Source organism: Vreelandella arctica (assembly GCF_037070215.1).
GTDB classification, from domain to species: domain Bacteria; phylum Pseudomonadota; class Gammaproteobacteria; order Pseudomonadales; family Halomonadaceae; genus Vreelandella; species Vreelandella arctica.
The window spans coordinates 228,870-243,766 of record NZ_JBANSN010000004.1 but is presented as its reverse complement, the minus strand read 5'-3'; the positions used below and the strand labels follow the sequence as shown (position 1 = coordinate 243,766).

General features: G+C 51.8%; 14 protein-coding genes and 1 tRNA gene. 6 read left to right on the top strand and 9 right to left on the bottom strand.

What is annotated here, in order from left to right; translation table 11 throughout:
* Positions 1 to 145: 145 nt before the first annotated feature.
* Complete coding sequence (locus V8L70_RS05610; protein ID WP_101147164.1) at positions 146 to 1,543, bottom strand: GntP family permease; 1,398 nt, start codon at positions 1,541 to 1,543, stop codon at positions 146 to 148.
* A gap of 206 nt (positions 1,544 to 1,749) precedes the next feature.
* On the opposite strand from V8L70_RS05610, the gene V8L70_RS05605 reads away from it, so the two are divergent.
* Complete coding sequence (locus V8L70_RS05605) at positions 1,750 to 3,099, top strand: Na+/H+ antiporter family protein (RefSeq protein ID WP_101147165.1); 1,350 nt, start codon at positions 1,750 to 1,752, stop codon at positions 3,097 to 3,099.
* A 67-nt stretch (positions 3,100 to 3,166) separates the two neighbouring features.
* Here the strand turns inward: V8L70_RS05605 and V8L70_RS05600 are convergent, their stop codons facing one another.
* From V8L70_RS05600 to V8L70_RS05585, 4 genes are all read right to left on the bottom strand, one after another.
* Positions 3,167 to 3,898, bottom strand: coding sequence for an RNA methyltransferase (locus V8L70_RS05600; RefSeq protein WP_101147166.1), 732 nt, complete (start codon positions 3,896 to 3,898; stop codon positions 3,167 to 3,169).
* Positions 3,899 to 4,079: 181 nt separating this feature from the next.
* Positions 4,080 to 5,723 (bottom strand): chaperonin GroEL, encoded by a 1,644-nt coding sequence (gene groL / locus V8L70_RS05595; protein WP_101147167.1) that lies wholly within the window; start codon positions 5,721 to 5,723, stop codon positions 4,080 to 4,082.
* An 84-nt stretch (positions 5,724 to 5,807) separates the two neighbouring features.
* Positions 5,808 to 6,101 (bottom strand): co-chaperone GroES, encoded by a 294-nt coding sequence (locus V8L70_RS05590; protein ID WP_008956441.1) that lies wholly within the window; start codon positions 6,099 to 6,101, stop codon positions 5,808 to 5,810.
* Positions 6,102 to 6,335: 234 nt separating this feature from the next.
* The gene (locus V8L70_RS05585; RefSeq protein ID WP_008956440.1) at positions 6,336 to 6,821 is read right to left on the bottom strand and encodes an FxsA family protein; all 486 of its coding nucleotides are present in this window, start codon (positions 6,819 to 6,821) and stop codon (positions 6,336 to 6,338) included.
* 191 nt (positions 6,822 to 7,012) lie between these two features.
* On the opposite strand from V8L70_RS05585, the gene V8L70_RS05580 reads away from it, so the two are divergent.
* Positions 7,013 to 7,774 (top strand): SDR family oxidoreductase, encoded by a 762-nt coding sequence (locus tag V8L70_RS05580; RefSeq protein ID WP_008956439.1) that lies wholly within the window; start codon positions 7,013 to 7,015, stop codon positions 7,772 to 7,774.
* Positions 7,775 to 7,858: 84 nt separating this feature from the next.
* Here V8L70_RS05580 and V8L70_RS05575 read toward each other — a convergent pair whose 3' ends face one another.
* From V8L70_RS05575 to V8L70_RS05565, 3 genes are all read right to left on the bottom strand, one after another.
* Positions 7,859 to 8,845, bottom strand: coding sequence for a hypothetical protein (locus V8L70_RS05575; RefSeq protein ID WP_008956438.1), 987 nt, complete (start codon positions 8,843 to 8,845; stop codon positions 7,859 to 7,861).
* Between the two features lie 58 nt (positions 8,846 to 8,903).
* Positions 8,904 to 9,533, bottom strand: coding sequence for a hypothetical protein (locus V8L70_RS05570; protein ID WP_008956437.1), 630 nt, complete (start codon positions 9,531 to 9,533; stop codon positions 8,904 to 8,906).
* Positions 9,534 to 9,863: 330 nt separating this feature from the next.
* A tRNA-Leu gene (locus V8L70_RS05565) sits at positions 9,864 to 9,948 on the bottom strand.
* Between the two features lie 80 nt (positions 9,949 to 10,028).
* Between V8L70_RS05565 and V8L70_RS05560 the strand changes: the two genes are divergently transcribed.
* On the top strand, positions 10,029 to 10,733 hold the full coding sequence (locus V8L70_RS05560) for a ComFC family protein (protein WP_101147168.1): 705 nt from the start codon (positions 10,029 to 10,031) through the stop codon (positions 10,731 to 10,733).
* Positions 10,734 to 10,787: 54 nt separating this feature from the next.
* A complete protein-coding gene (locus tag V8L70_RS05555) occupies positions 10,788 to 11,762 on the top strand; it encodes a serine/threonine protein kinase (protein WP_101147169.1) in 975 nt (324 codons plus the stop codon).
* Positions 11,763 to 11,773: 11 nt separating this feature from the next.
* On the opposite strand, the gene V8L70_RS05550 is transcribed toward V8L70_RS05555, so the two are convergent.
* A complete protein-coding gene (locus V8L70_RS05550; protein ID WP_101147170.1) occupies positions 11,774 to 12,337 on the bottom strand; it encodes a TraB/TrbI/VirB10 family type IV secretion system protein in 564 nt (187 codons plus the stop codon).
* A 339-nt stretch (positions 12,338 to 12,676) separates the two neighbouring features.
* On the opposite strand from V8L70_RS05550, the gene folE reads away from it, so the two are divergent.
* The gene (gene folE / locus V8L70_RS05545; RefSeq protein ID WP_008956433.1) at positions 12,677 to 13,228 is read left to right on the top strand and encodes a GTP cyclohydrolase I FolE; all 552 of its coding nucleotides are present in this window, start codon (positions 12,677 to 12,679) and stop codon (positions 13,226 to 13,228) included.
* 119 nt (positions 13,229 to 13,347) lie between these two features.
* Positions 13,348 to 14,805, top strand: a complete 1,458-nt coding sequence (locus V8L70_RS05540) for an NAD-dependent succinate-semialdehyde dehydrogenase (protein ID WP_101147171.1) — start codon at positions 13,348 to 13,350, stop codon at positions 14,803 to 14,805.
* The last annotated feature ends 92 nt before the right edge of the window (positions 14,806 to 14,897 follow it).

Here is a 14,897-nt window from a genome sequence, read left to right as displayed (position 1 = left end):
ACTATCTCATTAATGTCAGAGTGTAGAAGGAAAGAGTATTCAAAAAGTTGATCCTGCGCATGAAGATCAGCTAATAGAGCCAATGTCCAAATTTAGAGAAGTACAAAGGCGATTTTTAACTCACTATCGCATTCGTTGCGGACTTTTAGAAGCTGCCAAACAGGGTTCCTAAGGTAATCACGCTAAGCAGCGCCATGATCGGCAATGCAATGGTTACCATAGCAACGTTGCCATAAGACTGACGATGGGTCAGGCCACAAATCGCCAGCAGTGTGATAACCGCGCCTGAGTGGGGAAGCGTATCCATGCCCCCTGCAGCCAGCGTTGCTACGCGGTGCATGAGTTCAGGGCTAATACCTGCTTGTTGGGCCATGGCTAAATATTCGCTGCCTAGGGTCTCTAGAGCAATTGAGAGCCCGCCGGAAGAGGAGCCAGTGATCCCCGCCAGCACGCTCATTGCCATGGCTTCTGAAATTAAAGGGTTGCCAGGTGAAGCCGTAAGGACTGCATCGCGGATAATCGCAAAGCCTGCCAAGCTGGCAATGACGGCACCGTAGCCTACCTCTGAAGCAGTGTTAAAAATCGGTAGCAGCGAGCCCAAACAGCCTTTATTGACACTCTCTTTAAGATCCAGCCAATGCTTCCAGCGGGTAATAATCAGCCATGCAGATGCGCTGAGCAGGGCGATCAGAATAGCCCAAAGCCCGCTCTGTCCCGATGGCGATACATTTTCAAACTCCTCGCTGATAAAGCTTAAATCAAGAGCGGGAAACACACCGTAAGTGAACAGCGCATTCAAACCAATCACCATAATAATGGGTATCAGTGCCAGCCATAGCGGAAGGTGGGTGGTAGGCGCTTGTGCTTCTTCATTGGCATCTGCTTCGCGCTCAGTATGTTGGCCGTACCCTTCGCCATTAGAGGCCGCTTTTTTAACCCGTGACTGAAGATAGAAAGTCCCCAGCCCAAGCATAATCAGCCCGGCGATAATACCGAGACCAGGTGCTGCAAAGCTGTTGGTTTCATAATAAGGAATGGGAATTGCGTTCTGTATCGAAGGTGTCCCCGGCAGGGCTGTCATGGTGAAGGTGAAAGAGCCAAGCGCAATAGACGCCGGAATTAGCCGTTTGGGCACATCGGCGCTACGAAAAAGTTCACGGCTGATCGGATAAATGGCAAAAGCAACGACAAACAGCGATACGCCGCCATAGGTGAGCACCGCACAGGCCATGACGACCGTGAGCACGACATGGTGAGTGCCGAGCTTTTTGACAATCCCGTTGGCAATCGATTGGGCAGCGCCGGAATCGGCCATTAACTGCCCAAACAGGGCGCCCAACAGAAACAGTGGGAAGAACTGGATCACGTAGTTGCCCAGCGCGCTCATAAAGGTATCGGTGTAGATCGGCAATAAAAAGGCGGCATCGCCAGACAACAGCACCGCCAAACACGCCATAAGAGGAGCCAGCAGCAGCACTGAAATGCCGCGATAGGCGAGGAACATTAATAAAATCAGTGAAGTGACAATCGCAACTATGCTCATGCGAGCTCCTAAGCAAAACGTAAAGTAGCCAGCGCTAAAATTAAGCCAGAGAGCGATGGTAGGTAGCATGGTGCAATGCAGCAATGGTGTCGCGACTAAAGTAGCAATGCTTGACGCGCGAACCGTAGCCTTAGGTTTGCCTGTTTAATCTGCTAAAATCCGCTCCCTTCGCCGTTAGTGACCTTTCAATTGCTCTAGGAAACTTCATGAATGCAGTAATTCTTGCAGTGCTTGTGATGGTGGCGCTATCGCTGGCGCGTGTCTCGGTTGTATTTGCTTTAGTGGTGGGTGCTTTAGTCGGCGGTTTAGTGGGTGGGTTGTCACTAGAACAAACGCTGGACGCCTTTAATACAGGCGTTGGCGGCGGGGCCCAGGTAGCACTGGCCTACGCCACCTTGGGGGCCTTTGCGGTGGCGATCTCCCGCTCTGGCCTACCGGATATGCTGGCTAATCGGTTGATTACGTTATTGGGTAAAGAAGAGGCCAGCGTTGCGCAACAGACGCGGGTCAAAATGCTGTTGCTAACGGCAGTGCTGTTGGTGGCTATTTCTTCTCAGAACGCGATCCCGGTGCATATTGCCTTTATACCGGTGCTGATTCCACCGCTGCTAACCGTGATGAATCGCTTAAAGCTGGATCGACGCGCAGTAGCATGTGCGCTTACGTTTGGTTTAACGGCGCCGTATATGCTGCTTCCGGTAGGGTTTGGGGCGATTTTTCTAAATGATATTCTTTTGGCCAACTTAAATAGCGCTGGGGAACCGCTAGGTTTAGAGATTACCCGTGGCATGGTGCCGCTGGCCATGGCGGTGCCGGTAGGGGGCATGGCGCTGGGGCTAATCGTTGCGCTATTTTGGAGTTACCGCCGCCCGCGTGAGTATCAAGCCGAAGATATCGCTAACGCCAACGTTGCCGCAGGTCATACGCCCGCCAAACCGCATATGCTGGGGCTTGTTATGTCGGGGGTGGCGATTGTCGCAGCACTTGGCCTCCAGCTTTACAGTGGCTCAATGATACTGGGGGGCTTGGTAGGGATTGGCCTGCTTTCAATGGGCGGGATCTTTAAGTGGCGTGAAGCTGACGATCTGTTTACCAGTGGTATGCGCATGATGGCGCTGATCGGTTTTATCATGATTTCCGCGGCGGGCTTCGCCGAAGTCATGAAAACCACCGGTGAAATTGATGCGCTGGTCTCGGGAGCTTTTTCACTATTTGGCGATAACCGCGGCTTAGCGGCTCTGGTGATGCTGCTGGTAGGGCTATTTATTACGCTGGGTATCGGCTCATCGTTCTCCACGATACCGATCATTGCCGCGATTTTTGTGCCCTTGGCGGTACAGTTTGGCTTTTCCCCTATGGCCACGGTGGTGCTGGTGGGTACGGCCGCGGCGTTGGGTGATGCTGGCTCGCCTGCCTCTGACTCTACCCTGGGGCCCACTTCAGGCCTTAACGTTGATCGTCAGCACGATCATATGTGGGACAGCGTGGTGCCGACGTTTCTGCACTACAACATTCCGTTAGTGGGCTTTGGCTGGCTCGCGGCAATGATGCTCTAAAAGCCCCTATCTCCAAACTAAAAAGGGACAACTTGGTTGTCCCTTTTTAGTTGCTTAATCTCTATCACTATTTAGGCAGGTGGCTTTCAAGCGCGCTTAACAGCCCACGCAGAAGCGAAAGCTCTTTGCGGCTGGGCTGGGCGCGGGCGAAGAGGGCTTGAAGCTGCTCTTCAGTGCGGGCATGTGGCTGGGTTAAAAAGCCACTCTCCTGCATTAAGCGGCCTAGATGCGCTTGAAAGTGTAAGAACTGTTCGCGGCTGGGCGGCGTTGCCTCCAGTGGGCGCTGATAAGCAAAGCCGCTCTCCTCACCTTTACGCCAGGCGCGGTGCACTTCGTAAGCCAGTATCTGTACCGCCTGGGATAAATTCAGAATACCGTAATCATGATTGGCGGGAATGCTGACTTGGTGCGTGCAGCAGCGGATCTCATCGTTAGTCAGCCCGGAACGTTCTCGTCCAAACACCAATGCCACTGGTGCCGTTTGTGCATTCTGAATAACGGCTGCCGCCATCTCATCGGGTTCGTCAAAGTGGGGCAAGGGTAGGCTGCGTAAGCGTGCGCTGGCACCCACCACCTGAACGCAGTCGTTAACCGCTTCCTCCAGTGTTGTGACTACCCGTGCATTATCCAGAACATCAGTGGCCCCTGCGGAAAGGCGAGTGGCTTCTTCATCGGGAAACATGCGCGGATTCACCAGCACCAGCTCGGTTAAGCCCATGGTTTTCATGGCCCGTACCGCAGCGCCGATATTGCCTGGGTGGAAGGTCTGAACGAGTACGATACGAATATGCTGCAACATGCGCTGATTTCGCTCTATAGCCTTATAAAAATCGCGCTGATAGTACCACGTTAGCTGTGCGCAATGGGGCTGGAGGCAATGAGTCGAACGACCCACAAAAACGCAACAACCCCGCACAAGGCGGGGTTGTTGGTGACTACTTTAACGGCTAGTAGTCTTGAGCAGAGGGCTCAGGGGTGCATTACATCATGCCGCCCATGCCACCCATTCCGCCCATGCCACCCATATCAGGGGCAGAGTCTTTCTCTTCCGGGTCTTCAGCGATCATGCACTCGGTGGTGATCATCAGACCAGCCACAGAACCAGCAGACTGCAGTGCAGTGCGGGTTACTTTAGCCGGATCTAGAACGCCCATTTCGAACAGATCGCCAAATTCACCGGTTTGTGCGTTGTAACCGAAGTTGCCGGTTTCATCTTTCACACGGTTGATAACCACGGCGGGCTCTTCACCAGCGTTAGCCACGATTTGACGCAGCGGTGCCTGCATAGCGCGTAGCGCCATGTTGATACCGTGGTTCTGGTCTTCGTTCTCGCCAGTGAGGCCTTGTACTTTCGCCATAACGCGAACCAGTGCAGTACCGCCACCAGGTACCACGCCTTCTTCAACGGCTGCACGCGTAGAGTGCAGAGCGTCTTCAACGCGGGCTTTCTTCTCTTTCATTTCCACTTCGGTGGCAGCACCGACGCGGATAACGGCAACACCGCCTGCCAGTTTGGCAACGCGCTCTTGCAGCTTCTCTTTATCGTAGTCAGAAGAGGTGTCTTCGATTTGCGCGCGGATCTGGTTAACACGTGCTTCGATATCGCCTTCTGCACCAGCGCCATCGATGATAGTGGTGTTCTCTTTAGACATGGTCATGCGCTTAGCGGTACCCAGGTGATCCAGGTTCGCTTGCTCAAGCGTCAGGCCGACTTCTTCAGAGATAACCGTGCCATTAGTCAGGATAGCGATATCCTGCAGCATGGATTTGCGACGGTCGCCGAAGCCAGGTGCTTTGGCAGCGGCTACTTTAACGATGCCGCGCATGTTGTTAACAACCAGCGTTGCCAGTGCTTCGCCTTCGATATCTTCAGCGATGATGGCTAGCGGCTTGCCTTGCTTAGCAACAGCTTCGAGAACCGGCAGCAGCTCACGGATGTTGGAGATCTTTTTATCCACTAACAGGATGTAAGGATCTTCAAGTTCAACCGTCATGGTGTCCTGGTTGGTAACGAAGTAAGGAGACAGGTAGCCGCGATCAAACTGCATACCTTCCACGACTTCCAGCTCGTCTTCAAAGCCACGGCCTTCATCAACGGTGATGACGCCTTCTTTGCCGACCTTTTCCATCGCTTCGGCGATAATTTCACCGATGCGCTTGTCACCGTTAGCAGAGATGGTGCCAACCTGTGCAATCGACTTGGTGTCGGTGCAAGGGACAGACATCGCCTTGATTTCTTTAACGGCAGCATTAACGGCTTGGTCGATGCCGCGCTTAAGATCCATCGGGTTCATGCCGGCAGTAACGCCTTTCAAACCCTCAGCGATAATGGCCTGGGCCAGAACGGTAGCGGTGGTAGTACCGTCACCAGCGGCGTCAGAAGTCTGTGAAGCGACTTCTTTAACCATCTGCGCGCCCATGTTTTCGAACTTGTCTTTCAGTTCGATCTCTTTGGCGACAGAAACACCGTCTTTAGTAACAGTCGGGGAACCGAAAGATTTTTCCAGTACCACGTTACGGCCTTTAGGGCCGAGGGTTACTTTTACCGCGTTGGCAAGAACGTCAACACCGCGCGCCATACGCTTACGGGCATCATCTGAAAACTTAACTTGTTTAGCTGACATATCTGCTACTTCCTAAATTGAATGCAAAAACGTGAAAGTAAATAATCGAGGCGCTCATCAATCAAATGTGAGCCGCAACGACTGTTAGCCTTCAACAACCGCAAGAATATCGGCTTCGCTCATGATCAAGACTTCTTCGCCGTCGACTTTTTGTTTCTCAACGCCGTAGCCATCTTTAAAGATCACGTTATCGCCAACTTTAACGTCGAGAGGACGGACATCGCCATTTTCGAGAATGCGGCCATTACCGACAGCAAGAATTTCGCCACGCGTCGGCTTTTCTGCTGCATTGCCCGGAAGCACGATGCCGCCAGCGGTTTTCTGCTCTTCTTCAACGCGACGGACGATGACACGATCGTGCAAAGGACGGATATTCATTCACGTTCTCCTGAGTAGGGTTGAAGCCCTGATGAGGGCGGTTAGTCTAAAAGTGTTCTCGAGGGAGTAACCCGCGAGAAGTGAAGACCTGACGGTCTTCCTTGTTAATGGCAGCTACCGTCTAGATCGCTGCCGAATTTGTGTGCTGGGTGAAAAATGGGGGCTGCGGTTGGCCTTTCAAGGGGGCGAGTAAGAAAAAATTGATTTTTTAGCGATTTTCTTCCAATCCGCGCCTTAGTCGCGGCGTGGAGGCTCATCTCGGCTAATAAAGTCACCCTCGATCGGGCCCTCCTGTTGGGAGGTATTGGGGTTGTGGTGCTCATGTGCTCGGGCCGAGGAAGCGTTAGGATCTTGCTGCTGACTAGCAATCTTTTTCAGACCTAGCCAAGTAAGTGCTTTAAACATCAATTGGCGTGCGCTAGGTATCAGGCACGCAAGGCCCAGCGCATCGGATAAAAAGCCTGGCGCCATTAATAAGGCACCACCAAAAATAAGCGCGGCGCCAGTCAATAGCTCACTAGAAGGGATTTCGCCGACCTGCATACGCTGACGCGCACGAGCAAAGGTTGATATGCCTTCTTTACGAATAAGATGTAACCCGGCAAAGCCTGTGCCAAGCACTAGGAGTAGGGTAGTGAATAGCCCTATTTGGCTACCAATCGAAAAAAGCACTACAAAATCAAGTAGGGTAAACAGTGATATAAAAACAAGAATGGGCATGACTAACTCCAGAAAGCGCTAGAAATAGCGACTCGATAACCGTCGTAATTGCGTAATATGGTGACATAAATATAAATAGCAAGCAGCTAACATTGCGCACTCCAGCGGCGATGTAGCTCGATTAATGCCCGTAATTCTTCTATGCTGCAATGCACAATTAAGCTGGTTGTATTTCTCGTAAGGAGTCAATAATGGTACTTGCCGATAAAGTAATCGCCGTCACCGGTGGGGCGCGTGGGTTGGGTTATGCCATGGCATTGCGCCTGGGGAAGCAGGGCGCACGCATGGCGCTGTTGGATATGAGCGCTGAAGCGCTTGATCAAGCGGTATCAGCACTTGCTACAGAAGGTGTCGATGCTCAAGCCTTTGTGGTGAATGTTGCAGAAGAGGCTTCTGTGACTCAAGCATTTGCCGATATTGCTCAGCGTATGGGGCCGATCAGCGGTTGCGTTAATAACGCGGGGATTACTCAGGATGCACTCCTGGTAAAGGCCAAAGAGGGGCAAGTGGAAAAACGCATGTCGTTGGAGGCATGGCAAAATGTCATTAACGTCAATTTAACTGGCGTTTTTCTGTGTGGTCGCGAGGCTGCCACGCAGATGATTGAAGCAGGGCATGAAGGTGTGATTGTTAATATCTCCAGCATTTCCCGTGCAGGAAATATGGGCCAAAGCAACTATGCCGCCGCCAAAGCAGGCGTGCATGCGCTGACGGTTACCTGGAGCAAAGAGTTAGCGCGCTATGGTATTCGCACCGGCACCGTGGCCCCAGGGTTTGTGGCTACCGAAATGACCGCCTCGATGCGTCCCGATATGCTGGAACGTATCTCATCAAGCGTGCCGCTAAAACGCCTGGGTGAGCCGGATAACATTGCTCAAAGCGTTGCGTTTATCCTTGAAAACGACTACTTCACCGGGCGTATGATTGAGTGCGATGGTGGGTTGCGGCTGTAGCATTTACTTGCTGTAACCAGAATGGGCGGCCAAGCATGGCCGCCCATTAGTCGCTCTTAAAAGATCGTGATTAAAAGGTCGTACCTAAAAATAATCGCGACTAATCTCTCGCTGAAAATACATCTCCAAGCGCAGTGTCATGGCCCAGCGTGGGTCATAGCTAACATCGCGTTGAAAATGCAGTTCCGGAATCACATCGGCAAATAAAATCCCTTTATGGATGTCCCGGCGATAGCGTGTTTGCAGGTAGTAGTTAGTCATGCGAGGATTTGAAGCGCTTTCGCCGATGGCAATCGCCGAGTAGCGCAGTGCGCTGCGGCGGTTAATGCGGTGATTGATTTCGGCAATTTCACTGTATTCCAGCTTATCTTCCTCTTCACGCCACTGAACCGTAGAAATAAACCGCAAATGGCGGCGTTCGCTCAATTGGCGGCCGATATCCCAGCGCGTTCGTGCCGAATAGCCTTCATTGTTAAACCAGGAAACACGGTTGTTCGACTCAAGCTGCCAAGGCCCTTCACCAAGCTGCCATAGCCGTTCGCTGGTAAAGCGAACATAAGGATCCAGAGGGAGACGCAGACGAATACCAGCGCCAACGCGGTTGCTCCAATTTTCGCGCTTGTCACGACTTTCTAGCCAATCCAGGCCTAACGTAGAGCTACGACGGTCGCGCTGGTCATTGGCAAGACGCCCTGATCCTTGCTCTTCAAGAGTACCTTGCGACTCTTCAGGATCACTCTCAATCACCAGGCGTAAGCGTTCTTCCGAGGTAGGTAGATCGATACGGTAACGAAGTGAAGTATCGCCGCGCGTACCATCCCCCTCCATCCAATCGATTTCTTGGCCAAAACGAAGATAAGACTCGTTTTTGGTCTGCATATGGTCGTCGGTGCCAAAGAAACCATCAATTCGGCGCGATGTGTTATCTACCCAATTGCCTACGCTTTCACGAAACGGTTCAACGTGCTCTTCCGCCCAGACAGGTAGGTCACTGTCATCCTCTTCGGCATAAGCGCTAGCCGCAACCGTGGTCATTATGCCGAGCCAGCAGAAGGTTAGGATTTTATGCATCGAATGGTCTCAATCAAAAGTGCTCGCTGTTCAATATCAGCTTTGCAAAGGTAAGGGGTTAACGTGCTTTATGAGTCTCGATCTCTTTTGCCCATTCAAGTACGCGCTTACGTTGGCCACGGCTATTGAGTCGGTCTGTATCAACGCTAGCTGGAATAAGCTGACGATTGGGCGATGCGTCTAGATCAAGATTAAAAGACCTCGAGGCGCCAGTGGGCATATCTTCAGAGCCATAAATGGCAATAACACGAATTTCGAGTTGTATATTCTGCTCATGAAGCAGGCTGTCATCAATTTCCCAATATTGCTTAACCTGATTGACAATGTCGCCAAACGACTGAATATTAAGGTAATCCCCCGATGCTAACGGGCCTTGATGGGTGCGATAGCTGGCTTCCTGTTTTTCGCTGCCGTGTTGCTGGTACTCCACCACATCTAGAGAGTAACTCTTTTTTTGCGTATGCAGCACCGCTACAAGGTGTTGAACATAGATTGCTTCGCTGCTCATATTGCTGATTAAGCAAATAGCATCCACACCAATCCCCTTGCCACGGTTAATGATTACACGAGGGCGACGTTGGCGGACATAGCCGTTATAAAGCAATTGGGCATAGAAAACCCAGACGAAGAGGGTGCAAATACTGGCTATTGCCGAGATGGCTTGGGCATTATCGTTGAGCCATTCCATTATTAGAGATCCTTCTCATGGTTATTGGAGGTAGTCATTGGCGATAGTATTGGTGTCAATTACTCGCAGTAAGCCATTTCACATTGAGGCATAAACGAGTATCCAGTTAGTCGTTTTAACAGAGCCTAGCGGAAAAGTGGAGCTAAGTCAGCCTGTTAAAAGTACGTAATTCGGCAAATGCTAAGCACGAAAAAAATGGCATTGAGCCATTAATGATTTAAAGCGAGGGATAAAACGCAAAAAAAGCCTTAATATCACCTAAGCTAGGCAGGTATTAAGACATTTTGAAAGGGGGGGGTAACGTTAACTGCTTCAAAACTAACAAGTAATTGGTGCGGATGGGGAGACTCGAACTCCCACACCTTACGGCACTAGAACCTAAATCTAGCGTGTCTACCAATTCCACCACATCCGCTAAGACGAGGAGTATATTATCAACTTCGTGATAGAAGTCAACCATGAGTTTAATATTAATATCTCTATTGGGGAGAAGGCATGAATGTAAAACAATGGCTACAGCGTGGCGGCCATTGGCTAAAGCAGGCCATGCCTGGCTATTGCGCCTTTTGTTTGGCACCCGCCTTGGCGGGGCGGGGGTGGTGCACCGCCTGTTTGGTCGGGCTGCCGTGGAACCTGCATGCCTGTCGCCAGTGCGGTGACCCTGTTTACCACGGAGCGCAGCTGTGTGGTCACTGCTTAATTGACCCACCGGCATTCTCGACCACCCAAGCGGGGCTTTTGTATCAGGGGCCGATTAAAGAGCTGGTACATGATTTTAAATTTCACGCCTCTCCTCGAGCGGGCACGTTGTTAGCGGAGTTAATGGTATTAACGCCGCCGCCTACCCAAGCAGACGCACTGTTGTCGGTACCTATGCACCCAGCGCATGCTCGCACGCGAGGATTTAATCAATCGCAGTGGTTAGCCGAGAGGCTCAGCCGCCAGTTTGATGTGCCATTGGTGTCTGCCAAGCGAGTGAAGGATTCCCCCTCCCAGCGCACGTTAAACCGTCGTCAACGGGCTGCTAATTTGGTGGGCGCCTTTGTGTTTGAGACGCCGCCACCAGCGCATGTATTGATCATTGATGATGTTGTAACGACGGGCTCGACGGGGCATGCACTGGCGCGCGCGGCGCTAGAGGCGGGCGCAGAACGTGTGGATATTTGGGCGACCGCGCGGACACCCCTGGGCAAGGATTGATAGAATAGCGCTTTAGCGTATTCAAAAGCCTTTTTGCCAACCCAGGAGTGACCGATGTCACACCCGTTTAGCTCACTTTCGCCCGACCTAGTGATGTCTGCAGTAGAGTCGCTGGATGTTTGGCCCGCCGGTGAGCCCTTTGCGCTGAATAGCTATGAAAACCGTGTGCTGTTGTTTCGCGATGACGACGGCAAAAACTGGATTGTTAAATTTTATCGGCCTGATCGCTGGTCAGACGCGGCGATTCAGGAAGAGCACAATTTTTTACAGGAGCTCGCTAGTCAGCAGGTGCCGGTAGTTGCGCCTTGGCGTGATAGGGCGGGTGTCTCGTTACACTATTTTAAAGCGTATCGATTTGCACTGTTTCCCCACTGCCCAGGCCAGGCACCAGAATTAGATAATCCATCGCACTTATTTGCCATGGGGCAGGTGTTAGGGCGGTTGCATAAAGTGTCGGCCAAAAAAACGTTTCAGCACCGTCCTCGGCTAGAAATGGCGAGTGGTATTTTAGATGCTCAGCAGCGAGTGCTGGCCAGTAATTGGATGAACCGTCATCAGCGCCGGGCTTACGATAATGTAATTGAAAAGGTGCATCAGCAGCTTGTAAAACATACGGTCCCCGCCAGCAGCATGATTCGCTGCCATGGCGATTGCCATTTGGGCAATGTGCTGGGGCGTGATGAGGACTTTACGCTGGTCGATTTTGACGACTGCATCATGGCGCCTGCTATGCAGGATATTTGGATGCTACTGCCCACGGATGACCCACAGGGGTGGCGATCGTATCTAAGTGAAATTACCGAAGGGTATGAGGAAGCCTGCTCGTTTCCTACTGATCAGTTGGCGTTGATAGAACCACTGAGAAGTTATCGTTTAATTAGGCACTCAGCATGGCTGGTCTCTCGCTGGGATGATCCTGCTTTTCCCCGTGCTTTTCCCTGGCTGGCGGATAGTGGCTATTGGGATCAGCATATCCGCCAATTAGAGCAGCAGTGCCTGCAGTTAGACAATCCCCGCTGGCTGGCGTAAATAGGGACGATTTAATCTGGTACGGCCTCTTCGCGGGGTACGGGGTTAGCGACGCCTTCTCCGTCCACTTGGCGGCGTTGCTCGTTCAATTCTTCAGAGGGGTTGTCCTGCTCTTTAATCTCTAGGGACTCATTTAGCGTGAGAACGAACGTTTGCCCAGGAGAAAGCGTGCACGGAGTGCCTTCGCACGCGATGCCGTATTGACCATCTTCGGCATACGCGCTGGCGCTGAATTCACCTGTAAAAATATCACTGTCCGCATCGTGTGTTTCAATGCAGGTGGCATCTTTCGTGGTAACACGAATGCGCTCATCGACTAATTGGGCATTGCCCACGATGACACAATATTCAGGCAGCGAGTGCGAAGCTTTCTCAGCTTGAGTGGGGTGAAGCAATATGTCGTTAAGACGAGCTTGGTTTGACTCAAAGGTAAGCTCTTCAACAACCTCAACGCCAACAGTCGCTTCATTGGGCAGTGAAAGTGTCGCTTCTGCGGCGAAAGAAGGTAGCGGCGTGGAGAAATAAAAGGGGGCCGCAATGGCGGCTAACCAAAAGGACGTTGGCTTAAATGACATGGCGAACTCTCAATGGTGGTGCCTGAAATAAAGGCAATCAATAATAATGATTTATCATAGCACAGGCCCCTAGGTTGCAAAGTGAGCACCGCGGCGCTCTGCCGCAGTTAGAGAAGCCAACAGCAGGCGAGATGCGGTAAAATAATGGAATTAATTAATATTTGTTGTGCGTTTTTTATGAAAAAGTATACTTTTTGTACAACTTGGGTAGAGAAAGGCGGTGGTTAACGTCCCTCTAGTGGTAGTTTTACTTTTTTCATGCGCAAAGGGTTAGAGACCTAGGTGACCGTTTGGACGCGATTGCGCACGGTTTTGATACAGTTTTTGAAGAGGCTTAATATGTCCGATGATATCGCCGAGCACTATCGCCAGATAATTTCAGCACTTGGCGAAGACCCGAACCGTGAAGGGCTACGAGATACGCCGAAACGTGCAGCCAAGGCTATGCAGTTTTTGAATGCAGGCTACTCTCAGTCGTTGGACGAGATCGTTAATGGTGCGGTGTTTGAATCGCAAACGGATGAAATGGTGTTGGTGAAAGACATTGAACTCTACTCAATGTGTGAACACCACCTGCTGCCATTTATCGGTAAATGCCACATTGCCTATCTGCCAAACGGTAAAGTATTAGGACTGTCTAAGTTTGCCCGTATTGTCGATATGTTTGCGCGCCGTATGCAGATCCAAGAGAATTTAACCCGTGAGATTGCAGATGCCGTTCAGGAAGTGACTCAGGCAACGGGCGTTGCTGTGGTCATTGAGGCGCGTCACCTCTGTATGATGATGCGTGGCGTAGAGAAGCAAAACTCCAGCATGACATCTTCGGTAATGCTGGGTGGTTTTCGTAGCAACCAGGCGACCCGGCAAGAGTTTTTAATGCTGATTAACTGATTCAACTGTTGTTAATTAGCGAGTCAAGCACGCGGTAAACTTGGTCTAAAGGGGTGTTTCGTCTTAGCATGAAGAGGTTAATGAGCCTATAAGGCCATCATTTTGGCCAGGAGTCTGTCATGGAAGCGCTTAAAGAAACACAGCTGTATTGCCCCTTTGCTTATATAGACGGCAGTTGGGTCGCGGCGGATAGCGGCGAACAGATCACCGTATTGAACCCGGCAACCGGCGAAGCGATTGGCGATATTCCCCGCTTGGGAAAAGTTGAGACCGAGCGGGCGATAGACGCGGCGGATGCTGCACTACCGGCATGGCGTGCCCTTACCGCTCAGGAGCGAGCGGATTTGTTGTTGAAATGGCACGATCTGATGATGGAGCATCAGCAGGATCTTGCCATGCTGATGACCTACGAACAGGGTAAGCCGCTCAAAGAAGCGGCGGGTGAAATTGCCTATGCGGCCAGTTTTCTGCGCTGGTTTGCCGAAGAAGCGCGACGCGTTTACGGCGAAACCATTCCTGCCGCTAAAGCTAACCAGCGCATTGTGGTAACTAAGCAGCCCGTCGGTGTTGTGGGGGCCATTACGCCCTGGAATTTCCCTGCGGCGATGATTACTCGCAAGGCAGGGGCTGCACTGGCAGCAGGCTGCACGATCGTGGTTAAACCTGCTAGCCAGACGCCTTTTTCAGCCACTGCGCTCGCGCTATTGGCCGAGCGTGCCGGCATTCCCCGCGGTGTGTTCAATGTGGTGCCCGGCAGTGCCAGCGATATTGCCCAAGCCATGACCCAGTCGCCCAAAGTGCGCAAGATTACCTTCACTGGCTCGACCGAAGTAGGCCGCAAGCTGATGGCGCAAGCGGCGGAACACGTACAGAAAATCTCGCTAGAGTTGGGCGGTAATGCGCCGTTTATCGTGTTTGAAGATGCCGATTTAGACGCCGCTGTAGAAGGCGCCATGGCCGCTAAATTCCGTAACGCCGGGCAAACCTGTGTTTGCACTAATCGCTTCCTGGTTCAGTCCAGCGTGATTAATGCCTTTTGCGAAAAGTTAGCGGTTGCCATGAACAGCGAGCTGCATGTCGGCGATGGCACCAAGCCGAATATTAATATCGGTCCGCTCATTGATGGCAATGCGGTTAAAAAAGTCAGTGAACATGTGCAGGACGCCATCGATAATGGTGCAGAGCTGTTGTTGGGCGGGCATCCGCACCCGTTGGGCGGTAACTTCTTTACGCCGACGCTGATCAGTTTTGCGACCGACAAGATGAAAGTGGCTCATGAAGAGACCTTCGGTCCGCTCGCGGCTGTCTTCCCGTTTGACGATGAAGAGACCGCGATTGAAATGGCCAACGATACCCAGTATGGCTTGGCTTCTTACTTCTATTCGCGTGATCTCTCCCGCGTATGGCGCGTGGCCGAAGCACTTGAGTACGGTATGGTCGGGATTAATACCGGCGCCATTTCTAACGCTGCTGCGCCGTTTGGGGGTGTCAAAGCCTCAGGCTTAGGCCGTGAAGGCGGCCATCAGGGCTTGGAAGAGTACCTTGAAACCAAGTATCTATGTATTGATCTTGGCTGAGCCCTGAGCCCTAAGTGTTCTTTTTTTTAAGTAAGACTGGGTAAAAAAGCCCCCATCAGCGCGCTGCTGATGGGGGCTAGTTTTTGACGGTA